The organism is Amycolatopsis japonica, from assembly GCF_000732925.1.
GTDB classification, from domain to species: domain Bacteria; phylum Actinomycetota; class Actinomycetes; order Mycobacteriales; family Pseudonocardiaceae; genus Amycolatopsis; species Amycolatopsis japonica.
Genome location: NZ_CP008953.1, coordinates 3,004,298 through 3,029,806 on the forward strand (window position 1 = coordinate 3,004,298; position 25,509 = coordinate 3,029,806).

The 25,509-nt window shown below is 68.5% G+C and carries 23 protein-coding genes; 17 read left to right on the forward strand and 6 right to left on the reverse strand.

The annotated features are described in order from the left end of the window. Positions 1–203 precede the first annotated feature (203 nt). The 4 genes from AJAP_RS43615 to AJAP_RS14300 all read left to right on the forward strand — a co-directional run bounded on the left by AJAP_RS43615 (position 204) and on the right by AJAP_RS14300 (position 6,769). Positions 204–1,031: a hypothetical protein gene (locus tag AJAP_RS43615; RefSeq protein ID WP_321167121.1), complete on the forward strand. Its 828-nt coding sequence runs from the start codon at positions 204–206 to the stop codon at positions 1,029–1,031. Between the two features lie 135 nt (positions 1,032–1,166). Next, entirely contained in the window at positions 1,167–3,446 is a 2,280-nt protein-coding gene (locus AJAP_RS14290) for a glycosyl hydrolase family 95 catalytic domain-containing protein (RefSeq protein ID WP_038511595.1), read from the forward strand. A 2-nt stretch (positions 3,447–3,448) separates the two neighbouring features. After that, positions 3,449–5,740 (forward strand): glycosyl hydrolase family 95 catalytic domain-containing protein, encoded by a 2,292-nt coding sequence (locus AJAP_RS14295; RefSeq protein WP_038511599.1) that lies wholly within the window; start codon positions 3,449–3,451, stop codon positions 5,738–5,740. Between the two features lie 60 nt (positions 5,741–5,800). Then, on the forward strand, positions 5,801–6,769 hold the full coding sequence (locus AJAP_RS14300; RefSeq protein ID WP_038511602.1) for a peptidylprolyl isomerase: 969 nt from the start codon (positions 5,801–5,803) through the stop codon (positions 6,767–6,769). Positions 6,770–6,812: 43 nt separating this feature from the next. On the opposite strand, the gene AJAP_RS14305 is transcribed toward AJAP_RS14300, so the two are convergent. Continuing rightward, positions 6,813–7,433: a DUF3159 domain-containing protein gene (locus tag AJAP_RS14305; protein ID WP_038511604.1), complete on the reverse strand. Its 621-nt coding sequence runs from the start codon at positions 7,431–7,433 to the stop codon at positions 6,813–6,815. Beyond that, the gene (locus tag AJAP_RS44525) at positions 7,430–7,741 is read right to left on the reverse strand and encodes a hypothetical protein (protein WP_038511607.1); all 312 of its coding nucleotides are present in this window, start codon (positions 7,739–7,741) and stop codon (positions 7,430–7,432) included. Before AJAP_RS44525 ends, AJAP_RS14305 begins: the two co-directional genes overlap by 4 nt. Before the next feature lie 92 nt (positions 7,742–7,833). Between AJAP_RS44525 and AJAP_RS14315 the strand changes: the two genes are divergently transcribed. After that, entirely contained in the window at positions 7,834–8,442 is a 609-nt protein-coding gene (locus tag AJAP_RS14315; RefSeq protein ID WP_038511609.1) for a TetR/AcrR family transcriptional regulator, read from the forward strand. A gap of 43 nt (positions 8,443–8,485) precedes the next feature. Further along, complete coding sequence (locus AJAP_RS14320) at positions 8,486–9,199, forward strand: MerR family transcriptional regulator (RefSeq protein WP_038511612.1); 714 nt, start codon at positions 8,486–8,488, stop codon at positions 9,197–9,199. Here the strand turns inward: AJAP_RS14320 and AJAP_RS14325 are convergent. Then, positions 9,181–9,615 carry a MarR family winged helix-turn-helix transcriptional regulator gene (locus AJAP_RS14325; RefSeq protein WP_038523015.1) on the reverse strand — a complete coding sequence of 145 codons (435 nt, stop codon included), beginning with the start codon at positions 9,613–9,615 and terminating at the stop codon, positions 9,181–9,183. The two genes, AJAP_RS14320 and AJAP_RS14325, sit on opposite strands and share 19 nt — an antisense overlap. Before the next feature lie 57 nt (positions 9,616–9,672). Between AJAP_RS14325 and AJAP_RS14330 the strand changes: the two genes are divergently transcribed. Genes AJAP_RS14330 through AJAP_RS14340 form a run of 3 tightly spaced genes read left to right on the forward strand, consistent with a single transcriptional unit; the run spans position 9,673 to position 11,313 of the window. Beyond that, complete coding sequence (locus AJAP_RS14330; protein WP_038511614.1) at positions 9,673–10,179, forward strand: DUF6790 family protein; 507 nt, start codon at positions 9,673–9,675, stop codon at positions 10,177–10,179. Positions 10,180–10,201: 22 nt separating this feature from the next. Continuing rightward, entirely contained in the window at positions 10,202–10,804 is a 603-nt protein-coding gene (locus AJAP_RS14335; protein ID WP_038511616.1) for a TMEM175 family protein, read from the forward strand. Positions 10,805–10,824: 20 nt separating this feature from the next. After that, positions 10,825–11,313, forward strand: coding sequence for an HIT family protein (locus AJAP_RS14340; protein ID WP_038511619.1), 489 nt, complete (start codon positions 10,825–10,827; stop codon positions 11,311–11,313). A gap of 114 nt (positions 11,314–11,427) precedes the next feature. On the opposite strand, the gene AJAP_RS14345 is transcribed toward AJAP_RS14340, so the two are convergent. Further along, complete coding sequence (locus tag AJAP_RS14345; RefSeq protein ID WP_038511620.1) at positions 11,428–12,252, reverse strand: NAD-dependent epimerase/dehydratase family protein; 825 nt, start codon at positions 12,250–12,252, stop codon at positions 11,428–11,430. Positions 12,253–12,289: 37 nt separating this feature from the next. Then, positions 12,290–13,096: an IclR family transcriptional regulator gene (locus AJAP_RS14350; protein ID WP_037348214.1), complete on the reverse strand. Its 807-nt coding sequence runs from the start codon at positions 13,094–13,096 to the stop codon at positions 12,290–12,292. 154 nt (positions 13,097–13,250) lie between these two features. Here AJAP_RS14350 and AJAP_RS14355 point away from each other — a divergent pair, with 154 nt between their 5' ends. From AJAP_RS14355 to AJAP_RS14390, 8 genes are all read left to right on the forward strand, one after another. Further along, a complete protein-coding gene (locus AJAP_RS14355; protein WP_038511622.1) occupies positions 13,251–14,762 on the forward strand; it encodes a sodium:solute symporter family protein in 1,512 nt (503 codons plus the stop codon). Positions 14,763–14,808: 46 nt separating this feature from the next. Further along, positions 14,809–15,753 (forward strand): 5-dehydro-4-deoxyglucarate dehydratase, encoded by a 945-nt coding sequence (locus AJAP_RS14360; protein ID WP_038511625.1) that lies wholly within the window; start codon positions 14,809–14,811, stop codon positions 15,751–15,753. A 2-nt stretch (positions 15,754–15,755) separates the two neighbouring features. Then, positions 15,756–17,012, forward strand: coding sequence for a glucarate dehydratase family protein (locus AJAP_RS14365; RefSeq protein WP_038511628.1), 1,257 nt, complete (start codon positions 15,756–15,758; stop codon positions 17,010–17,012). A gap of 4 nt (positions 17,013–17,016) precedes the next feature. Then, positions 17,017–18,162: a hypothetical protein gene (locus tag AJAP_RS14370; RefSeq protein WP_038511631.1), complete on the forward strand. Its 1,146-nt coding sequence runs from the start codon at positions 17,017–17,019 to the stop codon at positions 18,160–18,162. A 14-nt stretch (positions 18,163–18,176) separates the two neighbouring features. Continuing rightward, positions 18,177–19,637 carry an aldehyde dehydrogenase (NADP(+)) gene (locus AJAP_RS14375; RefSeq protein ID WP_038511634.1) on the forward strand — a complete coding sequence of 487 codons (1,461 nt, stop codon included), beginning with the start codon at positions 18,177–18,179 and terminating at the stop codon, positions 19,635–19,637. Between the two features lie 106 nt (positions 19,638–19,743). Further along, positions 19,744–22,086, forward strand: a complete 2,343-nt coding sequence (locus AJAP_RS14380) for a polysaccharide lyase 8 family protein (RefSeq protein WP_038511636.1) — start codon at positions 19,744–19,746, stop codon at positions 22,084–22,086. 341 nt (positions 22,087–22,427) lie between these two features. Further along, a complete protein-coding gene (locus AJAP_RS14385; RefSeq protein ID WP_038511639.1) occupies positions 22,428–23,576 on the forward strand; it encodes an epoxide hydrolase family protein in 1,149 nt (382 codons plus the stop codon). Between the two features lie 69 nt (positions 23,577–23,645). Further along, complete coding sequence (locus AJAP_RS14390) at positions 23,646–24,443, forward strand: alpha/beta fold hydrolase (RefSeq protein WP_038511642.1); 798 nt, start codon at positions 23,646–23,648, stop codon at positions 24,441–24,443. Here the strand turns inward: AJAP_RS14390 and AJAP_RS14395 are convergent. Beyond that, positions 24,424–25,335 carry a LysR family transcriptional regulator gene (locus AJAP_RS14395; RefSeq protein WP_038511644.1) on the reverse strand — a complete coding sequence of 304 codons (912 nt, stop codon included), beginning with the start codon at positions 25,333–25,335 and terminating at the stop codon, positions 24,424–24,426. The two genes, AJAP_RS14390 and AJAP_RS14395, sit on opposite strands and share 20 nt — an antisense overlap. Positions 25,336–25,509 lie beyond the last annotated feature (174 nt).

Sequence of the window (25,509 nt, forward strand, 5' to 3'; positions counted from 1 at the left end):
GGCCTGGCGCGGAGCGGGCCGGTAGATCCACGATCGCGTATGTGGTGCGAACCGGCGAATGGCGAAGCGAACGCGAGGCTCTGTGGGAGCTCAGTCGCGGTGGTGTTATCACCGTCGCGCGGCTGGTGGAGTTCGGCGTTCCCAGGAAGACGTGTTATCGGCGTTGTCGGCCAGGGCAGCCGTGGCAGCGGTTGCTTCCGGGAGTGCTGCTGCTCGGTTCGGGTAAGCCGACCAGGCGTCAGCTGGTCGATGGGGCCTTGCTCTACGGCGGGCCGCAGGCACTCGTCACCGGTCTCGAAGCTTGCCGTCGTCAGGGCTTGCGAGGATCGGGAATCGCGGCGAACGGGATCCATCTTCTGATACCGGACTCCTGCAAGGTCAGCAGCGTCGGCTCGGTCACCGTGGAGCGGACCACGCGAATGCCCCGGCCCGTCGTCGTGGATGGAGTGCCGATGGCGCCCCTCTTCCGGGCTGTTCTCGACGAGTGCCGTCGCTTCAGCGCGCGTGACCCGGTCCGGGCATTGCTGACCGAAGCGGTCCAAAGAGGAAGGTTGAATCCCGAGGTTCTCATCAGGGAGCTCGAAGCGGGAAGTGACCGCGGTAGCGCGCTGCCGCGTGAAGTGCTGCGCGACGTCCTGCGAGGAGCGCGGTCGGTGGCCGAGGTCGACGCGATGGCGGTCTGGCGGAGAACGGGGCTCCCGGAGCCGTTGTGGAACCACGAATTGCGGGACGCATCCGGCCGCTACATCGGAACCCCCGATGGCTACTTCAAGAAGGTCCGGCTCGCTTGGGAGGTCGACTCGTACGACTTCCACTTCGCGCGGGAGCAGTATGCCGGCACTCTCGAAAGGAACAGCCGGTACGCCGCCGAGGGGATCCTCGTACTCCAGACCCTGCCCAGCCGGTTGCGATCCGAGCCCGGCAAGGTCGCCGCCGAGCTCGTCGCCGCGTACGACGCCGCGAACTCGATGAACGTTCTTCAACTCCGTGGCGTGCCAACGCGGCGGTCGAATTTGCTCAACAAGCAATGAATTGTCCGGTGAGACATCGGATGTCTGTACCGCTGCGCGAGTGAAGGGGGTGGCCAAAGCGCGACTATCTCTGGAAACATGCCGGTCGCCAGGACTTGATCTGCGGTAAACGTAGTATGAATCTGGAGGCGACCCATGGCCGAGCTGTCCAGGCGATCGATGTTGAGGGTCGCGGCCGGGGCGGCGGCGCTCGGTGGCCTCTGGGCTCAGGGGGCGCCACCGGCGCTCGCCGGACAAGACGTCCACCGCCGGATCGTCGACGACGCGCGCATGGTCTGGAAGCGGATGCCGACGGGCTGGCAGGAGGGCCCGTTCCTCGCCAACGGCTTCCTCGGCGTCCAGTTCTACGCGGGGGCGCAGCCGAACGTCCTCAAGGTGATGCTCAGCCATTCGCGCGTCCAGGACCAGCGCGGGCAGTGGGAAGCGGGTATCGGGTACTCGCGGCTCCCGATCGGCTACCTCACCCTCACCTTCGAGGGCGCGATCACGGCGGTCGACTGGCATCTCGACCTGTACAACGCCGAACTCGGCGGCACGATCACCACCACTCGCGGCTCGGTGCGCTTCTCCGCGCTGGTCCACAACGACCAGGACCTCCTCCTCGTCTCGCTCACCGGGGAGGCGGCGGCGGACTGGGGGTTCACGCCGCTCACGTCGGCGACCACGCGGACGATCCGCAAACCGCCCGAGTACACGGCCAATCCCGATCCGAAGCTCGGCAGCGCGGGCGCCGTCCGGTACTGCGAGCAGCCGCTGCACGCGGGTGGCGGGTACACGACGGCGTGGCGTGAGCGGACCATCGGCACGCGACGGCTCCTGGCGGCGACGGTCGCGTACGGGTTCCCCGAGCCGACGCACACCGCCGAAGCGATCACGAGGGTCGATCGGGCGTCGGCGGCGAACCCGGATCGGCTCGTCGCCGGGCACCGGCGCTGGTGGAACGCCTTCTACCGGCGCAGTTTCGTGTCCATTCCGGACAAACGGATCCAGCGGTTCTACTGGATCCAGCTGTACAAGACCGCGTGCGCCACCCGCGCGGACGGCCCGGTGGTCGCCGAATGGGGGCCGTGGTTCCCGGAGGTCGGCAACAGCTGGACGGCGGTGTGGTGGAACCTGAACGTCCAGGTCACCTATCCGATCGTCAACAGCAGCAACCATCCCGAACTCGACGCCGTCACCGCGACCTTCCGCCGCGACCACGCCAACCTCGAACTCTCGGTACCTCCCGCCTACCGGGACGGCGAAACGTACGCGCTTTCGCATCCGGGCGACTGGCGGCTGCGGCCCGGCGGCACCCGTGCGGTCGGGATCCCCGGGCCCGCCACCAAGAACGACCAGACCGGGAACCTGATCTGGGGCCTGCACAACGTCTGGCTCGCGTACCGGCACAGCATGGACCACCGGGTGCTGCGCGACGTCCTGTATCCGACGCTCGCCAAGGCGCTCAACTACTACCGGCATTTCCTCGCGACGGGCCCGGACGGCGCCTTGCATCTGCCGATGACGAGGTCGCCCGAGTACGCCGACGCGGCCGACTGCACCTACGACCTGTCGTTGATCCGCTGGGCCGCGCGCACTCTTGTCGAATCGGCGGCCAAGCTGCGGATCGACGATCCGCGGGTGCCGGCGTGGCGGGAGATCGGCGAGAAACTGGTGCCGTACCACCAGGATCCCGCTCAAGGCGTGCTGATCGGCGACGGCGTCCCGCTGGCCGAATCGCATCGGCACTTCTCGCATCTGCTCTGGCTCTACCCGCTGCGCGAGAAACTCTGGGACCGTCCCGGCGACCGGGACATCATGCGCCGGACCTTCGCGCATTGGTCGAGCGCGCAGGAGAAATGGCACGGCTACAGCTTCGCGGCGGCGTCGTCGATGAGTTCCGTGATGGACGAGCCCGAGGAGGCCTTGCGCTATCTGAAGATCTTCCTCGACGGAACCGTCGTCGCGAACACCCAGCTGACGCCGAACACGATGTACCGCGAGGGGGCGAACCTCGCGATCGAGAGTCCCATCACCGCCGCGCAGTCCGTTGTGGACATGCTCTTGCAGGGTGATCACGGCGTGCTCAAGGTCTTCCCATCGGTCTCGTCGACGTGGCCGGACGCGTCCTTCGAAAGCCTGCGCGCGGAGGGGGCGTTCCTCGTGGACGCGTCCCGGCGGAACGGCGTGACCGAATGGATCCGTGTCCACAGCGAGGCGGGGGAGCCGCTCGTCCTGCGGCACGGGATCCCCGGGGACATCGAGGTCCGCGACGCGCGCGGACGACGGCTTCCTTGGCGTCAAACGGATCCCGGCACGATCTCGATTCCGCTCCGCCGTGGCGGGACGGCCGTCGTCTCGCGGCGCGGCACGCGTCCGGAACCGGAGCCGCGGGACGTGCCCGGTGACCGTGGAACTCCGGCTTGGGGGATCTGAGCATGGACATCACTCGCAGGACGGTGCTCGGCGGGGCGTTGGCAGGTGTGGCCACCGCCGGCCTCACGCCGTCCGCGTCGGCGGTGGAGAACGACTTCGCGCTCGGCGGCCTCGACTGGCCCGGTTTCCTCGGCACGGCCGACCTGATCTGGCGCCGGATGCCGAAGACCTGGTACGAAGGCCCCTTTCTGGGCAACGGTTTCCTCGGCTCGGGCATCTACGCCGAACCCGGCCGGAACGCCGTCCGGTTCAACGTCCAGCACAGCGAGGTACAGGACCACCGGCCGGAGTTCGGCTCCCTGTTCGGGCTCGCGCGGCTGCCGATCGGGTATTTCACCCTCGAACCGGTCGGCGCCATCACCGGGATCGACTGGCGGATGGACCTCTGGAACGCCGAACTCAGGGGCACGATCACCACGGCCGCGGGCAGCCTGTCGCTGCGGGCGATCGTCCACACCGGACAGTCGTTGCTGGCCGTCGAGGTCGAGCCGACCGAGGGGGAGCGCGGTTTCGCGTGGGTCTTCCATCCGGCCGAGGCGGTGAGCCCGAGAACGGATCCGAAGTTCGGGAAGCCGCCGCCCGCCGGGTACGTCGCCAACCCGCCCGCGAGGCTGGAAAGCAGTGGTGACAGCAGGCTTTCCGTCCAGAGCCTGCTGGCGGGCGGCGAGCATGTCACGGCGTGGCGCGAGGTCGCCCAGGGCTCGAAACGGACGCTGTACACGTCCGTGGCCTGGTCGTTTCCGAAGCGGACCGCCGCGCGAGAGGCGTTGAAGACGGTCCGCCGGGCCGAGCCGTTCTCGGCGTTGACGGCGGGACATCGCCGCTGGTGGCATGACTACTATCGGCACGGCTTCCTGTCCATTCCGGACACCCGGCTCCAAAGCTTCTACTGGATCCAGCTGTACAAGATCGCCTCCGCCGCGCGCCGGGAAGCTCCGGTGATGGCGACCTGCGGGCCGTGGCTGGAGCCGACCCCGTGGCCCGCGACGTGGTGGAACCTCAACGTCCAGCTCGAATACTGGCTCATCCACGGCTCCAACCATCTCGAACTGGACGCCGTCGGCCACGCGCTCGGCAAGTACCGGGCCAACCTGACGAGCCAGGTCGCCGAGCCGTACCAGCACGATTCGGCGGGCATCCCACGTACGACGGACATGAACCTGCTCAACGGCGCGGTCGGGACGAACGCGGGGTTCCCGGTCGGCATCCCCGGCAAGGAGACGCCGACGCCGGAGGTCGGGAACCTCACCTGGGCGCTGCACAACGTCTGGCTGTCCTATCGGCACACGATGGACCGGCGGCTCCTACGGGAGACCTTGTTCCCCTTGCTGCGCAAGGCGATCAACTACTACCTCCATTTCCTGGCGCCCGGCAGGGACGGGAAGCTGCACCTTCCGGCGACGTTCTCCCCGGAGTACGGCGTCAACGCGCCCGACTGCAACTACGACCTCGCGCTGATCCGCTGGGGTTGCAAGACCCTGCTGGAGGCGGCGGCGGAACTGCGCGTCGACGATCCGCTCGCGCGGCGGTGGCGGGAGGTCCTGGCCACGCTCGTCCCGTATCCGGCCGATGCCAACGGCTACATGATCGGAGCGGGTGTGCCGTTCGCGAAGTCGCATCGGCACTACTCGCATCTGCTGCAGATCTACCCGCTGTACGAGATCACCTGGGAGCGGCCGGAGCACCGGCGGATCATCGAGACCTCGCTCGATCACTGGGTGGGCTTCGAGGGGGCGCTGCAGGGCTACACGTTCACCGGCGCCGCGTCGATGTCGGCGCAGATGCTGCGCGGTGAGAAGGCGGAGTTCTACCTCGGCGAACTGCAACGGCGCTACATCCAGCCGAACACGATGTACAAGGAATCCGGTCCCGTGATCGAGACGCCGCTTTCGGCCGCGCAGTCGCTGCACGACATGCTCGTGCAGAGCTGGGGCGGCGTGATCCGGCTCTTCCCGGCGGTGCCCGCGAAATGGGCGGACGCCGCGCTGCGCGACTTCCGCACGGAGGGAGCGTTCCTGGTCAGCGCCTCTCGGCAGGGCGGGAAGACCCGATGGGTCAAGATCACCAGCGAGGCTGGGGCGCCCTGCGTGCTGCGGACGGATCTCGACGGCGAGCTGACCGTCCGTGACCGGTGGGGAAGGCCGAAACGCTGGCGGCGGCTGCCGAACGGGGACGTCCGGATCGACCTGCGGCGCGGTGAAGAGGCCGTCGTGCACCGTGCGGGCGACCAGCCGGATTTCGAGCTCCGGCCCGTCCCGGCGAACGGGGACGGCGCACCGTGGGGGATGCCGTGACCTCCTGAACGGCGATACGCAAGAGTGTTCCCGTACTTCCTCCGGACGACAGGAGCACAGATGTCCCAGCCGCCGCAGCCGGGCGAGCCCGAAGGCCAGGCGCCCGACCCAGGCCCTCAGCCGGGGCAGCCGTACCCGCAGCAGCCTTATCCGCAGCAGCCCTACCAGCAGCAAGGCTGGTACGGCGCGCCGCAGCAGCCGCCGCCGTCTTCGAACAAGACGGCGCTGTGGGTCGGGCTCGGGGTGCTGGGACTCGTCGTGGTGGTCGCCGTCGTGGCGATCCTCGGGTTCGTGGCGCCAGGGTTCTTCCTGTCGGACACGAAGGGCGAGAACGCGGTCGCGTCGTCCTCGTCGGCTCCGGCGTCCAGCACTCAGGACACGGCGACGCAGAGCCCGGTGGACATCCCGTCCGCCCGCACCGAACTGCCGAAACGCACGACGCCGCTCGCGGATCCGACGGAGTGCGCCTACCCGGCGGACACCAGCAAGGAGGCGGCGAAGAAGGTGAACCCGCCGACGGCGGGACCGACTCCGGCTTCCGGCACGTCGGCGGTCACGGTCAAGACGACCGCGGGTGACATCGGACTGACCCTGGATCGCGGTCTCGCGCCGTGCACCGTGGCGAACTTCCTTTCGCTGGCGCAGCAGGGCTACTACGACGGCACCTCGTGCCACCGGCTCGGCGTTTCGGGGCTGCAGATGCTCCAGTGCGGCGACCCGGAGGGCACCGGAATGGGCGGGCCGGGTTACACGATCCCGGACGAGATCTTCCCCCAGCTCAAGTACGGCCGCGGGCTCATCGCGATGGCGAAGACACAGAACCCGGACTCGGGTGGCAGCCAGTTCTTCATGGTCTTCGGTGAAGCACCGCTGCCGCCGGAGTACACGGTGTTCGGGAGCATCTCCGACGAGGGCCTCCAGACACTCGACAAGGTCGCGCGCGGTGGCGTGGACGCCGAGAAGGGGACCGGAGACGGGACGGGTCCGCCCCGGATCGAGGTGAAGTTCCAGTCCATCGCGGTGGGCTGAACCCGCGGTTGCCAGGAAAGGGCCTTTCCTGGCAACCGTCGTCTCACCCGGCGGTTCGCGGTTCTTCGCGCAGGATCCGCCAGCACAGATAGAGGCAAACGCCCGCCGCGGGCGCACCACCCAGCAGGGTGGCGGCGATGCCGAGCGGGATCACCGTCCCCGCCAGGTACAGCGGCACCAGCGCGGCCGTGGCGATCGCGAACTTCGCGAGGAACACCGCCGTGCACAGGTAGTACCGCCGACGCTGCCGTCGATCACGCCGCCAGGTCTGACGTTCGCCGCGTAGCCTGCCCAGCACCAGCCCGATGACCGGCCGTCGCACCAGGATGGACAGTCCGAACAGCACCCCGCCTCCCGCCTGCCAGAGGATCGTGCTCAGGTAGAAGTCGGCCGCGTGGCCGGAATTCCCGGCCAGCAGTGCGGACACCCCGACCACGATCACCCCGATCGCCGGCTGCCAGACCTTACGGTCGGTGAACAACCGCACGACGGCCAGTACGACCACGCCGCCGACCGTGATCAGTGCCGACGTCAGCACCTGCCCGGTCACCAGGTACGCGACGAGGAACACCACCCGTGACGCGACACCTTCGGCGACCGTGCGCCAGCCGCCCACCGCGCTGAACAACGAGAGCGACTTCTGGGTCAGCATGTTCAGGCTCATGTGCTCGCCTTCGCGAAACCGTTGCGGCGCATCGTGTCCTCGTAGGCACCGATCGTGTCGAGCAGGCCGAGCCGTCCACGGCCCGGGGCCGGGTGGATGGCGTCGCCGAGGAGCGTCACCGGACGGGCCGGCCAGACCGGCGGTGGCGGAATCATGCCGCAGCGCAGCGTGACCGTGAGCTCTCCGTCCACATCGGACAGTTTCAGCGTCTGTTCGCGCGGTCCTCCCGTGGTGGCCTCGACCATCGCGAAATGGGCCGGATCGAGCGTCAACCCGCCGAGACCGGCGCCGATCACGATCACCTTCATGGCGTCACCCCATTCTTCACCGGCTGATGAAGAACACGGTACCGAAAACTTCACCGAGTGGTGAAGAAAGCGGTGTTAGGCTTCGGCTCGTCATGACGGAACACGAGAACAACCGCCGCTCCGGGCGCTGGCGGTCCGGCGCGGAGAGCAAGCAGCGGATCCTGCGCGTCGCTCGTGAGCTGTTCCACGAGCACGGCTACGGCGGCACGACCGTGCGCATGATCGCCGCCGCCGCCGAGGTCGACCCGGCGATGGTCTTTTACTTCTTCGACACCAAACAAGGCCTGTTCAGCGCCGCGATCGAGATCTCCGGCGATGTCCCGCCCGCCGTCGAGGCCCTTTTCGACGGCGGCCTCGACACCATCGGCGAGCGCCTCGTCCGGACGCTCGTGGAGAACCTCGACAAATCCGACCGCACGCCGCTGATGATGCTGACGCGGTCGGCTCCCACCGACTCCCGGTCCGAAGCGCTGCTGCGCGAGTTCATCGACCGGGAGATCACCGGCAGGCTCGCCGCGCTGCTCGACACGCCGGACGCCGCGCTGCGCGCGGGCATGGTCAACGTGCAGATCCTGGGGCTCGCGGTCGCCCGGTACATCATGCGCATCGAGCCGATCGCGTCGTCGTCCGTCGACGAGCTGGTCGCCACGTTCGGCCCGCTCGTGCAGCACTGCCTGACGGGGCCCGCGACACGCGCGTGATCACCCTTGTATCTCCCCCGAGGGGAGGTGCGAGGGTAGGCGAATGGACGACCCCCGGTACTCGATCGGCGAGCTGTCCCGGCGGACCGGGCTGACCGTCAAGACCATCCGCTTCTACTCCGACCGAGGCATCTTGGCCCCGTCGGGCCGCACCGCGTCCGGGCACCGCCGCTACGGCGTCGACGCACTCGCGCGCCTGGAGCTCGTGCGCACGTTGCGTGAGCTGGGACTCGACCTGGCCACGATCCGGAAGGTCGTCGAAAGCGAAGCCACCCTTCCCGATGTCGCCGAGGCGCACTTGCGGGCGCTGGAAGCGCAGATCCACGTGCTGCGTCTCCGTCATGCGGTGCTGAAAGCCGTGACCCGGCGCGGAACCACTCCCGAGGAGATCACTCTCATGCACGATCTTGCCAAGCTGACCGAGGAAGAGCGCCGCCGTCTGATCGACGACTTCCTCGACGCCGTCTTCGGCGGTCTCGAGCATCCCGGGTTCGCCGGGATCGCCCGCTCGATGACGCCCGAACTACCCGAAAGTCCCGCGGTCGAACAGGTCGACGCCTGGGTGGAACTCGCCGGGCTGGCCAGGGATCCGGATTTCCGGGCCCTCATGCGACGCCTCGCCGAAGGGTACGACGCGGCCCCGCGGCGAGATCTGCCCTGGCTGGACATCGCCGACGATCCCCGGCGGGAGCGGTATCTCGAGCTGCTCGCCGTGATCAACGGGTGGGCGGCTCCGGATCACCGCCGCGTTCCCTGATCGGGGGAGAGGATCTCGGCAAGCCGAAGGGTGTCTTCGAGGTAGCGCTCGTACGGGAAGCCCGCCGCGATGAGCCCGGCGCGGAACTCGTCGTAGAGCGGTTTTCCGGCGGCGTGGAAGGCTTTCCGGCCGACCTCGGTGAGGCGGACGAGCCGTCGGCGCGCGTGTTCGGGGTCGACGGCGATCTGTACCAGGCCGTCCGCCTCGAGTGGTCGTAGCGCCCGGCTGATCGCCGGGTCGGACACCGAAAGCGCCTGCGCGAGCCGATGCTGCGTCGCCGGCTCGATCTCCTCGAGCGTGCCCAAAAGCCGTATCTGGCTGTAGGTCAAACCGTCGGTGTCTTCGGTGCGCCGCCGGGCGTTCTCGCCCAGCAGCATGACCACGCGGTGCAACAGGTCTGCGAGTCCGTCATCCACGAGGATCACTATACCTGATTGTTGACGAGTTAATATTAACTAGGTAAGACTGAAGGCATGGACAACTTCTCTTACCTCGCCCAATCCGCCTTCCCGCTGGTCTGGATGCTGGTGCCGGCCATCGGGGCCTTCCTGCGGGCTCGTCACGCCCCGACGACCCGGGAACGGCTGGAGATCTGGCAGCGCTGGTGGGCGATCGGCGCCTTGGGCTTCGGCAGCCTGTGGATGACGGTCGCGTTCCTCGCGTTCCCGGAGGTCATGGCCACCGCCATCGGCTTCGAGCGGACGCCCTTCCTGTTCGAGATCGCCTTCGCGAACCTCGGACTGGCCGTCATGGGATTCCGCGCCGCCTCGGCGTCCGCGCGCGAACGCGTCACCATCGGGCTCGGCGCCGGGATGTTCCTCTGGGGAGCCCTGGTCGGCCACGTCTACCAGTGGTTCGTCAACGGCGTCCACAGCCCCGGCAACACCGGTGGCGTCCTCGCCAACGACCTGCTCATCCCCGCCGTCATGATCATCCTGGCCGTGTGGTCCAGGAAGCTCCGCCCGGCGACCGTCGCCTGACCCAGAGGGAGATTTCCGCATCATGGCGACTCAGGCCCCTCCCGAGCGGCTCACCATGTTCATCGACGCGGTGATCGCGATCGCGCTCACCTTGCTGGCGCTGGAACTTCCCGTCCCCACCGGCGACACCACCGAGGCGATGCTGAGTTCGGTCGCGGACCACGGCAAGGAGTATCTGGCGTGCGGCGTCAGCTTCGTGGTGATCGCCGCCCATTGGCGGGCCCACCACGAGATCTTCGGCCATGTCCGCTCGCTGAACAGCCGTCTGATCAGCCTCACCCTGGCCTGGCTGTTCATGCAGGTGCTGACGCCGTTCGCGACGCGGGTGATCACCGCGGACGGTGCCTTCCCACCCCGGTTCAGCCTGTACGCGATCGTGCAGGTGCTGGCGTCCGCGTCGTTCGCGCTGATCATCCGGGAGATCCGGCGCGAACACCTTTACCGCCCGGACACGCCGCCGTGGGCGTTCAGCCAGAACCTGGTGCGCAGTGTGTGCCTGGCGGCGGTGTTCGGGGTTTCGATTCCTGTTTCGTTTGTTACTTCGGGTACTTGGGCTTACTTGTGCTGGGTGGCGGCGCCGCTTGTGCTGGCGGTGGCCGGGCGGGTTCAGGGGCGAGCGCGGTGAGGTCGGGTAGGCATGGTGGCATGACCGACCGTGTTCCGTGGCAGGCCGACGCTTATCTCGATCTCGCCCGCCGAGCCTGTTTCGTCTGCGAACTTCTCGACGGCAACCCCGACTATCCGCATCACATCGCCTACCGCGATGCCGACGCGGTGGTCTTCGCCAGTCGTTTCCCGTCCGTGCTCGGGCACTTTCTGATCGCGCCGATCAAGCATCGAGAGCACGCCATCGGCGACTTCACCGCCGACGAGTACTTGGCCATCCAGCGTGTTGTGCACCTTGCGGGCAGCGCATTGAGCGGCTTGCTGACTGTCGAACGGCTCTACGTTTTGTCCTTGGGCAGCCAACAGGCCAACCGGCACGTCCACTGGCACCTCGCGCCCTTGCCGCCCGGCGTTCCGTACGAACAGCAGCAGACCGCGGTGTTCGATCCTGCGCGTGGCTACTTGGACGTCCCCGATGACGAACTGGCGGATCTTGCGCGCAGGCTCGGCGAACGCATGACCGACTGAGTGCTCGCCGGGCCGGGACTGTGTGGATTTTGGGGCGTTAGATGACCAGAAATCCACACAGTCCCGTCGAAGCGGCGTCACCCTGACAGCTCCGCGTTACCGGCTGCCGAAATCTCAGAGCGGGTTGTGCGCCCCCAGCGGCGCGGTGCAGAACGGCCCGCCGACGTACTCCGCAGCCACCCCGGTCGGCGCGGGCAGGTCCGCCAACTGATCGGCGTAGGTCTCCGCGTTGTCGAGCGATTTGTAGCCCAGTTCCTCGGCTTCGGCGAGCGAGTAGATCCGGCGCGTGTTGTCGGAGACGCCCCAGATCAGCCGGTAGCCGGGGGAGGGGTAGCTCAGGCAGGCCTCGAACAGCCGGGCGCCGTCGTCGGGGGAGAGCCACGTCGTGAGTCCGCGCGGGCCGAGGACGAGCGGGCTTTCGAAGCAGGAGCCGATCCGGATGACGATCACGTCCATGCCGAACCGCGAGTGGTACAGGCTGCCGAGCGCTTCGATGGCCGCCTTGCTGACGCCGTAGTAGGTGTCGGGGCGGGGCGTCGAGTCGGCGGGGAGGCCGTCGGCGCCCGCCTCGTCGTTGCGGCGGAAACCGACGGAATGGTTGCTGGAAGCCAAGATCACGCGCGGCACACCGGCGGCACGCGCGGCTTCGAGGACGGTGTGGGTGCCGTTGATGTTCACGTCGAGCGTGGCTTCCCACGAGCTCTCTCGGCTGTGCCCGCCGAGGTGGATCACGGCGTCGACGCCGGCGCAGGCCTTCGCCATCGCTTCCGGGTCGGTCACCGAAGCGGTGATCAGCTCGACGTCCTCGCCGCCCGAAGCTTCGGGCTGCGCGGCCAGGTCGAGCAGGCGCAGCACCCGTCCGGAACGGCGCAGCCGCGGCCGCATCAGGGTGCCGACGATACCCGCCGAGCCGGTGATCAGGACGCGCTGGTCTGCCATGGGAACCCCTTGTCAGTGAAGGAAAGGACGAATCAGGTCAGCGGATGCCGGCGCGGCGCAGTTGCTGGCCGAGTTCCGCGGTGATTTCGGCGAGGAGTTCGCCGACGCGCTGGGCGTCGGCGTCGGTGACTTCGGTGACCGGCATGGAGCAACTGATCGCGTCGGTGCCGGGGATGCGGTACGGGATGACGGCCGCGACGCAGCGGACGCCGAGGCTGCCTTCCTCGATTTCCGAGGCATAGCCGCGTTCGCGGGTCTTCGCGCATTCGGCGTGCAGCGCGTCCGCCGTGGTGATGGTGTTCGGCGTGAGCGCCGACAGCTCTCCGGTCAGGAGGCCGTCGATCTCGTCGTGCGTCAGTTCGGCCAGCAACGCCTTCCCCAGCGCGGTCGCGTGGGTGGGCAGCGTGCGGCCGACACGGGACACGAGATGCGTCGAGTGCCGGGACTCGCGCGTCTCCAGATACACGACGTCGGTGCCCTCGCGGCGCGCGAAATGCGCCGTGTAGCCGGTCTTCTCCCGGATCCGCTCCAGCGCTTCGGTCGCGTACGGGACGACCGGGTCGCGGTCCAGATAAGCCGTGCCGCAGATCAGCGCGCGGACGCCGAGGCGGTAGCGGGCGGTGTTGGTGTCCACTTCCAGCCAGCCGGCTTCGAGCAGGGTGCGGAGCAGGCCGTGCAGGCTCGACCTGGGGAAGCCGGTCCGCGCGTGGAGATCGGACAGCGAAAGCCACACGTCGTTCGCGGCGAAGGTCTCGATGAGGTCGATCGCCCGCCTGGCCGACTTCACTCCGGCGGGTTCAGGCGCGCCGTTCGCCACCGTGACAGCGGCTTCCTGCTGCGGCATCCGCGCTCCTCCATCCGGCCGTTGACTTGTGACTCCGGCCATATTAGCGTCCCGAACAGCGTTCTTATGGATGAACATAATCACTATAACAGACTCCGTTCATGGATGTGAACAGGTCGGGCTGGGCCTTCGTGAACGCGGAAAGGAGTCAGCGGTGCATTTACTGGACTGGATCATGGTGTCCGCGTACTTCGTCCTGATGGTGGTGATCGGCTTGTGGTCGCACAGCCGCGTCAACACGGTCAGTGACTTCTTCACGGCCGGCGGCAAGATGCCATGGTGGCTGGCCGGCATCTCCCACCACATGTCCGGCTACAGCGCCGTGCTGTTCGTCGCGTACGCGGGCGTCGCGTACACGGACGGCATCACCGTCTACTTCTGGGGAATGGCCAGTATCGGTATCGGTGTCGGCATCGGCAGCTGGCTGTTCGCCTCGCGGTGGAACCGCCTGCGGTCGAAGCTCGGTGTCGCGTCGCCGCTCGAGTACCTGGCGAAGCGCTTCAACGTGCCCACTCAGCAGGCACTCGCCTGGAGCGGCAGCCTCCTGAAGATCTTCGACATCGCGGCCAAGTGGTTCGCGGTCGCGACGATCCTCAACGTCTTCGCGGGCGTGCCCTACACCTGGGGCATCATCATCACCGGTTCGATCACGCTGATCTACTGCACCGTCGGCGGGCTCTGGGCCGACGCGCTCACCGACTTCGGCCAGTTCGTCATCCAGGCCATCGCGGCGATCGTGATGCTGTGGGTCGTGCTGGACAAGCTCGGCGGCGTTTCCGGGCTGTGGACCGTGTGGGGGGACCTCCCGCCCGCCCACCTGAACCCGACCACTTCGAAGTTCACCACCATCGTGTTGCTCGTCTACGTGCTGGTGAAGACGCTGGAGTACAACGGCGGTATGTGGAACCTGGCGCAGCGCTACATGGCCGCGCCGAACACCTACGAGGCCCGTCGCGGCGCGCGGCTCTCCTCGATCCTGTACCTGGTGTGGCCGCTGGTGATGATGTTCCCGATGTTCGCCGCCCCGCTGCTGATCCCGAACATCTCGAACCCCAACAACGCCTACGCGATCATGACCACGACGTTCCTCCCGCCGGGTCTGGTCGGGCTGGTGCTGGCCGGGATCTTCTCGCACACCATGGCGATGGTCTCCTCGGACGCCAACGCGATCTCCGCGGTCATCACCCGCGACATGATGCCGGTGCTGTGGAAGAAGGCCCGCAACTTCACCGAATCACAGGGGCTGCTCGCCGCGCGGATCTCGACGGTGATCTTCGTCGTGCTCACCATGGCGGTGGCCACGCAGGCCGAGAAACTCGGTGGTGTGCTCGGTATCGTGGTGCTGTGGGTCGCCGCCCTGATGGGCCCGATCTCGGTGCCGCTGCTGCTCGGCATGCTCCCCGCGTTCCGCCGCTCCGGCTCCCGCGCGGCCCTGATCTCGTGGGCGGGCGGTCTCATCGCCTACGCGATCGCTTACTACGGCTACAACGCCACCCTCGCGGTCACCGTGTCCACCCCGATCCTGGTCTCGCTGGCGCTGTTCATCGGGCTCGGCTACCTCATGCCCGAGCGCAAGGCCTCCACCGACGAGATCATCGACACGATCGACCGCGACGACGACGTCCTACCCCGCAAGTCGCAGGACGGCACCACCGTGCCCGCCTGACCGGGCCCGTACCCGGGACCATCCACAAAGAACGAAAGAGAAATCCATGGCACAGCCCAAGATCGAACTCGACGGCCTACTGGCGTTCCCCCTGACCCCCTTCACCGAGGGGCTGGAACTCAACCTCGACGCGTTCGCGGAAACCGTCGAGAGCCACGTGGCCGCCGGAGCCGGTGCGCTGTTCGTCGCCTGCGGTACGGGCGAATTCAGCTCGCTGTCCCCGGACGAGCACGCAGCGATCCTGCGTAAGGCTCGTGAGGTCGTGGCCGGGCGCGTGCCCGTCTGGGTCGGCGCCGGCGGCGGTGCGGCCTCGGCCCGTGCCGGGATCGCGGCGGCGGAGGCGGGCGGCGCGGACGGCGTCCTCCTCCTGCCGCCGTACCTGGTCACCGGCCCGCCGTCCGGGCTGGTCGACCACGTCCGGTACGCCGTCGGCGATTCGTCGATCCCGGTGATCGTCTACCACCGTTCCACCGGCGTGTTCACCCCGGACTCGGCGGTGAAACTGCTCGACATCCCGTCGGTGGTGGGCATCAAGGACGGCTTCGGCGACGTCGAACTCATGAGCCGGATCATCACCACGATCCGCTCCGTCGGCACCGACCGGGCCAAGGATTTCCTGTTCTTCAACGGTCTTCCGACGGCGGAGGTCTCCGCGCGCGCCTACGCCGCGGTCGGCGTGGCGCGGTACTCCTCGGCCGTGCACTGCTTCGCGCCCGAGATCGCGGCCCGGTTCCACCGCGCGCTCGCGGAGAACGACGACGCCGTCATGGAGGCGCTGCTCGCCGGCTTCTACCTCCCGCTGGTCGCGTTGCGGGACGAGGGACAGGGCTTCGCCGTGTCGCTGGTCAAGGCCGCGGCGCGGCTGCGTGGGGACAAGGTCGGCTCGGTACGGCCGCCGCTGGTCGAGCCCACCTCGGACCAGATCGCCCGCCTGGAGAAGATCATCGACGACGGATTCGCCGTCCTCAAGTCCGTCGAGGCCGGTGCCTGACGATGAAGGTTCTCGACGTCGTCCTGACCCCGGTCGCGTTCGCCGACCCTCCGCTGCTCAACGCGATGGGTGTGCACGAGCCGTTCGCGCTGCGCGGGGTCGTCCAGCTGATCTGTGAGGACGGGGTGGTCGGCCTCGGCGAGTCCTATGGTGACCTCGCGTTCCTCGACCAGGTGCGGAAGGTGCTGCCGGAGCTCAAGGGACACGACGTGTTCGACCTGCCCGGCCTCCGCCGGAAGGTCGCGACCACGCTGGGCGAGGTCGTCTTCGCCGACGCGCACGGGCTCACCGGCGGTTTCTCCGTCAGCAAGACCGTGGCGAGTGTGTACTCGCTGTTCGAGGTGGCCGCGCTCGACGCGCAGGGGCACTACCTCGGCAGGCCGGTCGTGGACCTGCTCGGCGGCAAGGCGCGCGACGCCGTCGACTTCTCCGCCTACCTGTTCTACAAGTTCGGCGCCCACATCGGCGCCGAGGAGGACTCCTGGGGCGAGGTGACCACGCCGGACGCGCTCGTCGGCGAGGCGCGCCGCATGGTGGAGGAGTACGGCTTCGGCTCCATCAAGCTCAAGGGCGGCGCCTTCGACCCCGACCAGGAGATGGACGGGATCCGCGCGCTCGCGGACGCCTTCCCGGACCACCCGCTCCGCATCGACCCGAACGCGGCGTGGACCGTCGAGACGGGGATCCGGGTCGCCGAAGAACTCGACGGCGTCCTGGAGTACCTCGAAGACCCGACGCCGGGTATCGAGGGCATGGCGCGCGTCGCGGAGAAGGCGAACATGCCGCTGGCCACGAACATGTGCGTCGTGCGCTTCGCGGACATCGAGCCCGCATTCCGGCAGCGAGCGGTCGGGGTCATACTTTCGGACCATCATTACTGGGGTGGTCTGCGGGACACCCAGGCCCTCTCCATCACGGCGGAATGCTTCGACGTGGGCCTTTCCATGCATTCGAACAGTCATCTCGGGATCAGTCTGGCCGCTATGGTGCACGTGGCCGCGGCGACGCCGCACCTGACCTACGCCTGCGACACCCACTGGCCGTGGAAGACGGCCGACGTCATCGCCCCGGGTGCGCTGGAGTTCGTCGACGGTGCGGTCGCGGTGCCCGACAAGCCGGGGCTGGGGGTCGAGCTCGACCCCGACGCGCTGGCGCGGGCCCATGAAGACTATGTCCGAAGTGGACAGACCAAACGGGATGACGTGACCTATATGCGGAAGTTCGTCGGAAGCTTCGAACCGAACACGGCACGGTGGTGACGAGGTGAAGGTCACCGGATACGCCTACCCCTGGGACGTCGTCGACGATCCCGGCTTCGTCGAGCGTGTACGGGAACTCGGCGTCGACGAGGTCGCCGTCGCCGTGTCGTACCACAGCGCCCGTGCGGCGACGCCCTGGTCGCCCGAGCGCACCTCGGTCGTCGCGCGGCACGCGGCGCTGTACCGGCCGGTGCGCGACGAGGCGTGGGGTGAGCTGAAGCCCGCCGAGCCGGACTGGGTGGAAAGCCGCGACAGCGCGGGCGACGCCGTCCGGGCGCTGAACGAGGCGGGCATCCCGGCCGCGGCGTGGGTCGTGCTGACGCACAACTCCCAGCTGGGCACGGAATTCCCGGATTTCACCGTGCGCAACTGTTTCGGCGAGCGGTATCCGTGGGCACTGTGTCCCGGCGTACCCGCGGTCCGCGAGTACGCGGCCAACGTGACGGCGGAGAGCCTCGCCGGGCTCGACTTCGCCACGGTCGTCCTCGAGGCCTGCGGTCCGCTCGGCGCGGTGCACCAGCACCAGCACGAGAAGACCGACGGTGTCTGGTCGCCGGCGGTGGCGCGGCTGCTGTCGATCTGCTGCTGCGACGACTGTCTCGACGCCTGGGCCGCGGCCGGCCAGGATCCGGCGAAGGCGCTGGGCAAGCTGCGGGCCGAGGTCCGGCGGCTGATCGACAGCGGTGACCTGCGTGCCACCGAGGACAAGATCCTGCCCACGTTGCGGCAGGTCCTGCTCGACACGCGCCAGAACGCGACCGACGCCCTCCGGCGCGCGGTGCTCGAGAAGATCCCGTCCGGGCCCCGGATCGTGCTGCACGGCGCGATGGACCCGTGGGTCACCGGCGCGCTGCCGGGGCTGACGCCGTCGGCCCCGGACGACGTCGACGCGGTGGTGCTGCAGAACTGGGCACCCGGTCACCCCAGCGTGAACGCGGTCGCGGCGGCACGGGCGAAACTGCCGGAGAAGGTCGCCGTCGGCAGCTACATCACCGCGGTGGCGGCGAGCCCGGTGCCCGACATCGAGGCCTACACCACCGAACTCGGCAAGGCAGGCGCCACCGAGCTGCACCTGTACCACCTCGGCCTCGCCGGCCCGGGGCGCTGGGCGGATCTCATCGCCGCCGTCAGCGCCGCGCAAGAACTCTAGGAGAAGCAAGAATCATGAGCCAGGCAACGGATCCCGCCACGCTCGAACAGATCCTCGCGGCCGCCGCCGATGCGGCAGGCACGGCGGCGGCCGCGACCCCAGCCCAGCGCGCCGGATGGCTGAACGCGGCCGCGGACGCCCTCGACGCGGCGGCCGAAGAGCTGATCGCGCTGGCCAACCAGGAGACGCATCTCCCGGCCTCCCCGCGGCTGCAGGGCGAGCTGAAGCGCACGACGTTCCAGCTGCGCCTGTTCGGCGAGGTGCTGGCGGACGGCGAGTTCCTCGGTGCCACCGTCGACCACGCGGACGCCGCGTGGCCGATGGGACCGCGGCCGGACATCCGCCGTCTGCTCACCCCGATCGGGCCGGTGCTGGTGTTCGCCGCCAGCAACTTCCCGTTCGCGTTCAGCGTCGCGGGCGGCGACACCGCGTCGGCGCTGGCCGCGGGCTGCCCGGTCGTGCTCAAGGCACACTCCGGGCACCCGGAGCTGTCCGCCCGCACCGGCGAGGTCCTGCGCGACGCGCTGGTCGGGGCCGGTGCGCCGGAAGGGATCTTCGCGGTCATCTACGGCCAGCAGAACGGCGTCACGGCGCTGAAGGACCCGCGGATCCAGGCGGCGTCGTTCACCGGTTCCGTGCCGGGCGGGCGCGCGCTGTTCGACATCGCGACCTCGCGGCCGTCGCCGATCCCGTTCTACGGCGAACTCGGCAGCGTCAACCCGGTCGTCGTCACCCAGGGCGCGATCGACGCGCGCGGTGAGGCGATCGCCAAGGGCTACGCGGGTTCGTTCACCCTCGGTGCCGGACAGTTCTGCACCAAGCCGGGGCTGCTGTTCCTGCCCGAGGGCCACGGCCTCGAAGACACGCTGCGCGAGGCCGTCGCGGCGATCCCGGCGCAGCCGATGCTCAACGAGCGCATCGCGGCGGGCTTCGCCGACGGACTGGCGAAGCTCAGCGACGTCGACGGTGTCGAGGTGCTGTCGGAATCCGGTGGCGCGGAAGGGATCTCGCACGGCGCGACGTTGCTCGCCACCACCGCCAAGGCGTTCCTCGCCGACGCCGACACGGTTCGCGAGGAGTGCTTCGGCCCGGCTTCGCTGATCGTCACCTACACCGACCAGGCCGAGCTGATCAGCCTGCTCGGGGTGATGGAACCGGGGCTCACCGCGACCATCCAGGGTGAAGAGTCCGATGTGGACTGGATCCGTCCGGTCCTCCCGTCGCTGACCAGGGTCGCCGGCCGTCTGCTGTGGAACGACTGGCCGACCGGCGTCACCGTCACGTGGGCACAGGAACACGGTGGTCCCTACCCGGCGACCACCGCGCCGGCCAGTACCTCGGTCGGCACTGCCGCGATCGAGCGGTTCCTGCGACCGATCGCCTGGCAGGGCTTCCCCGACGCGCTGCTGCCGGAACCGTTGCAGGAGAACAACCCGTGGGACCTGCCCCGCAGGACCGACGGGAAGCGCCAGTAAACCTCATGAGTGGCAAGGACGGCCCCAACCGTCCTTGCCACTCACGAGCCTCAGCACCCGCCGCCGCCCTTGATCGCCGTCTTTCGACCCTTTGGGAGGCACTGTCATGCCCGGATTCGGTAACTTCGACAGGAGAACGGCCTTGCGGGGAGGCGCGGCAGCGGCCGCTTCGGTGGCGCTCACCTCGGCACTCGCGGGCACTTCGTCCGCGCAGCCCGTCGCTCCGGGCTCGTCGTCCATCGTGACCGGCTATCGCGAACTGCAGACCGGTATCAACCGGCCGTCGGCGGAGCGCACGGCCGCGCTGGCGAACCTCGACAGGGTCGCGAAGGCCTACCACGACAGCATGACGGTTGGCGATGGTCCACTGTGGAGAGATCTCCCGCTCGGCCCCGGCAGCGACTTCACGACGTCGATGTACGCACGGCTCCGGGCGATCGCGGTCAATTGGGGCACTCCCGGCGGAGCGCTCGCGGGTGATCCCGCCGTGCTCGCCCGGATCAAGGGCGCGCTGGAACTGTTGTACAGCAGCGATCAGTACAGCGAGAAGACCGCCGAGATCGGCAACTGGTACACCTACGAGATCGGCATCCCGCTCTACCTGCTGCACATCCTTGCGACGGTCGCCGACGAGCTCACCCAGGACGAGCTCGCCAAGTATCTGAAGCCGGTGCTGAAATTCTCCGGCAACCCGAACCTCCGCACGAACAACCCGAGTGTCGTCGAGACCGGCGCCAACCGCGCGGACAAGTCGACGATCTCCCTCGTCTCCGGCGCGATGCTGGGCGACGCCGAGCGGATCAAGCGCGGCGTCGCGGCGTTCACCGATGTCGAAGGCGGGGGAGCGGCGAGTGTCATCGCCAAACTCCACCGCGCGGCGGGCGACGGTTTCCACACCGACGGCTCGTTCCTGCAGCACGATTCGGTGCCGTATCCCGGGCACTACGGGATCATCCTGCTCACCGCGATCGCGTCCGCCATCCACGTCACCAAGGGCACGGAGTTCGAACTGCCCGCCGACGTCCGCGACGCGGCGTACGCGCTGGTCTCCGACACGTTCGCGCCGTTCGTGTACGCGGGCGCGCTGATGGAGTCGGTCCGCGGCCGGTTCCTTTCCCGGCAAGGGGAATCCGCGCACGACATCGGGCACCAGCTCACCGGAGCGGTGGTCCTGCTGGCCCGGTCGGCGAGCGGGAAGCGCAAGGAGGAGCTCGGCGGTCTCGCCGCGAAGTGGATCACCGAGGACACTTTCGCGCCGTATCTCAAGATCCCCGACCCCGAGCGGTTCGCGCCGGGGCCGGACCTCGTCGGCATCCCCGGCATCGAGTTCGCACAGGAGCTGCTGGCGACCAAGGTGCGGGCGACACCGACGGTCGCGACGCATCGCGTGTTCGGCCAGCAGGACCGGATGGTGCACATCACCGAAGGCTGGTCGGCCTCGCTCGGCGTCGCCTCGACGCGGATCTCGCGGTACGAGTCGATCAACTCGATGAACCTGCACGGCTGGTACGTCGGTGACGGCTCGCTGTATCTGTTCCTGCCCAAGGCGAAGGGGCACTTCACCGACGCCTACTGGCCGACGGTCGATCCGCAGCTGCTGCCGGGGACGACCACCAAGAGCGGCCCGACCCCGAAACTGGAGTCGGTACCGCTGACCGGCAAGGACCACTGCGGCGGTGTCCGCTGGGACGCGCGGCACGGCGCGCACGCCCTCGACTTCGTCTCGCAGGACGGCACGCTGACCGCGAAGAAGTCATGGTTCTTCACGCTATCGGGCGTGGTGTGCCTCGGTGCCGGGATCACCGACTCCTCCGGCGAGCGGATCCGGACCACGATCGAGAACCGCAACCTCGGCGAGAACGGCACCGGGGTTCTGCTGGCCGACGGGCATCTCGTCGGGGGCTCGGAGTCGTTGCGGCGCAGGCGATGGCTGCATCTCGAACGGGTCGGCGGTTACGTCCTGCTCGACGACGCCGAGGTCACCGCGCTGCGCGAGGACCGGACGGGGACCTGGCGCGACATCGACAAGGGCGCCAACACCAAGGGCACCACGGTGCCGTACACGCGGCGCTACCAGAAGCTGGTCATCGAACACGGCGCGAAGCCCTCGAACGCGACGTATGCGTACGCCGTCCTGCCGACCGCGTCGGTGCTGCAGACGATCGCTTCGGCCTGGTCGTGGCGCGTGCGGTCCAACACCGCGACCGTGCAGGCGGTCCGGCTGTGGGACGCGACCCTGCTGGCGAACTTCTTCGCCGCCGGCTCGGTCGACGAGGTGTCGGTGTCCGGTCCGGCGTCGGTGGCGCTGGGCCGGACCGGGAACGGTTGGCGGCTGGCGGTTTCGGATCCGACGCAGCGGCAGGAAGTCGTGCGCGTGACCGTGCGGCGGAAGACCTTCGAGGTGCCGGTGAAGGACACCTTCGGCGCCACGCAGACCGTCCGCATTTAGCCGACCAAATGCGAGGAGACGCCGGTCCGTGAAGGCCTCCTTGAGGGACTCTGGGTCCCTCAAGGAGGCCTTCACGGACGAATGCGGCGGTCGCCACGGTGGGCCAAAGACAGTGTTGCGAAGGGGACTTTCGTCGCATCGGATGCAGGGAAAGCTCCCTTCGCCCCTGACGAGGGGCACGCCTTGAACAGAGGCGGCCTCGTCGTGAAGGGCCCCTTCGCTACTTTCAGGGTAGGGAAGGAGGCCTTCACGGACGGACGCGAACGTGGATGCGTTTAGTCGACTAAATGCGAGGGGGATTTAGGTCAGGATCTGGCCTGAATGAGCCCTACGGTCACCTCATGACCGACATCGAGCAGTTCCGCATCGACATCCCGCAGTCCGATCTGGACGACCTGACCGACCGGCTGGCCCGCACCCGCTGGCCGTCGGCGCTGCCCGGTGCCGAGTGGAGCCGGGGCGTCCCGGTCGCGTACCTCAAGGGCCTGGCCGAATACTGGCGAGACGGCTACGACTGGCGCGCGTGGGAGAAGCAGCTCAACGAATTCCCGCAGTACACCACCGAGATCGACGGCCAGCGCGTGCACTTCCTGCACGTCCGGTCGCCGGAACCGGACGCGATCCCGCTGATCATGACGCACAGCTGGCCCAATTCGATCGCCGAGTTCCTGAACGTCCTCGGCTCGCTCACCGACCCGCGAGCCCACGGTCTCGACCCCTCGCGCGCCTTCCACGTCGTCGCGCCGTCCTTGCCGGGCTTCGGTTTCTCGCCGTTCCCGGAGCCCGCCGACGAACGTCCGTGGGACATCGCGCGGGTGGCGCGGACCTGGGCCGAGCTGATGAGCCGCCTCGGTTACGAACGTTATGGCGCGCACGGGAACGACGCCGGCGCGCTGGTGACGCCCTGTCTCGCGGCGCACGCGCCCGAGCACGTCATCGGCTCGCACATCACGTCCGGGCTCGGTGTGCCGATGGGCGACCCGGCCGACTTCGACGGGCTCACCGAACAGGATCAGGCCGAGTTGGCAGGCCTGATGGAGCGTTTCGCGGGCGGCAGCGGATACGCGCCGTACCTGACGAACAGGCCGCAGACGCTGAGTTTCGGCTTCCTCGATTCGCCGGTCGCGCAGCTGGCGTATCTGGTGGAACGGTTCAAGGAGTTCGACGGCTGGCCCGACGGCACGGCGCCCGCCGAGCCGATCGACCGCGACCTGCTCCTCACCAACGCGACGCTGTACTGGCTGACCGGGACCGGCGGCACCTCGCTGTGGCCGTACTACGAGGGGCAGGCCGCGATGCCGATGGACCAGACGGCGGTGCCGACCGGCGTCTCCCACGGCGGGCCGTCCGCGTTGCGCGTGATCGCCTCGCGGAAGAACGACGTCGTGCGCTGGGCGGATCACGAGAGCCCGAGCCATATGGTCGCGATGGCCGTGCCGGGCGACGTGGTGGCCGAACTCCGCGAATTCTTCGGAAATCTCCGGAAGTGATGTCGAGCGGTGGTCATCCGCTCCGACCCAGTGCCGAAGCTAGAGTGAAGCGACCCTGCGGAGGACCTGATGACCACCTCGTTCGAGACCGTGACTTCGGCCGACGGCACCCCGATCGCCTTCGACCGCACCGGGGAGGGCACGCCGGTCATCCTGGTCGGTGGTGCGTTCAACGACCGGACGACCGTCGCCGGGCTGGCCGCGACCCTGTCGCCGGAGCACACCGTGATCGCCTATGACCGGCGCGGCCGGGGCGAAAGCGGTGCCGGCGCGGTCTATTCGGTGGAGCGCGAGGTCGAGGATCTCGCCGCGCTGATCGAGCACGTGGGTGGTTCGGCGGCGGTGTTCGGGCACTCCTCGGGTGCGGTGCTGGGGCTGGAGGCGGCCGCCAGAGGCGTCGCCATGACCAAGCTCGCCGTGTACGAGCCGCCGTACGTCGTCGACGACAGCCGGGAGAGGCCCGCGGCCGACCTCTTCGACCGCGTCCGTGCCTTGATCGCCGACGGCGACCGCGACGGCGCGGCGGAACTGTTCCTCGTCGAGGGGACCGCGACGCCGGAAGAGGTCGTCAAGGGGATGCGGAACGACCCGTTCTGGGCATGGTTCACAGGCCTCGCCCACACGCTGCCCTACGACCTTGCGCTCTGCGGTCCCGGAAACGTGCTGCCCGCGGACCGGCTGGCCAAGATCTCGGTGCCCACGCTGGTCATCGACGGCGGGGAGAGCGACGCCTGGATGCGGGCGGGCACCCGCGCGGTCGCCGACACGGTCCCCGGCGCGCGGTATGCCACCGTCGCAGGGCAGGACCACGGCGTCCTCCACCAGCCGGACACGTTGCGAGAGCTGCTCACCGGGTTTCTCGGCTGACGGGCTCGGCCTGTTCGAGGAGTTCGGCCAGCGCGGTCAGCGATGGGCTGACGTGGCCGGTCCGCCAGACGAGACCGAGCTGGCTGGATTCTTCCAGGCCGCGGACCGGGACATAACGTAGATCGGTGCGAGTGTGCTGTTCGGTCAACGGACGGCACACCAGCATCGTGTGCGTCCCGGACGCTGCCAGCGCCATTCCTTGCTGGATGGTCGTGATCCCCGCGGTCGAGGGAATCGGTGTTCCCGACGGAGTGGCGGGCGGGGTGCGCGCGGCCTTCCAGTAGCCGGGTCCGTCACCGGCACGGTGGAGCAGATCGAGTTTCGCGAGATCTTCCGCATCGATCGACTTGCGCTCCGCGATGGGGTGATCGGCTCCGACCATCACGTACTGGTCTTGCGGCGGGAACAGGAAGCCGACCGTGAGCTCGCTTTCGTGGACCGGGAGTTCGGCGATGACGGCGTCGATCTCGCCGTCGAGTACGGCGGTGAACGGTGAGCCGAGCGGGACGTCGTGGGTGTGCACGGCCACGCCGTGCCGCTCGCGTAGCGCGCGGAAGATCGAAGTGACCTCCTCGTAGACCATGCCGGTGAATCCGACCCGCAGTTCTTCGACGGCGCCGCGCATCGCCCGTTCACGCGCGCGTTCGAAGGTGCGGAGCAGCGTGCGATGGGCGGGCCGGATCTCTTTGACGAACTGCGCGCCGGCGCGGGTGAGCCCGACCTTGCGGCTGGTGCGCTCGACCAGCCGCGCGCCGACCTTCGTCTCCAACGTGGCGATGAGCTGGCTCACTCGCGATTGCGAGTAGCCGAGCCGTTCCGCCGTACGCCCGAAATGCAGCTCCTCCGCCAGCGTGAGCAGGCATTCGATCTGCTGCAGATGCGCCTGGTGCATCCTCGGAAGATAACACCGGATCGATGAGCTTTCCTCATCGATCGATGAGGAAGACGTCGTTGTTCGCAGGTGCCGCGCGGTGATGGGCTGGACGGCATGAGTTCCTCTGTCTCTCACCCGGATCCGGTCCTGTCGCGATGGGTCGCCGTCGGCGTGCTGACGCTGAGCACGTTC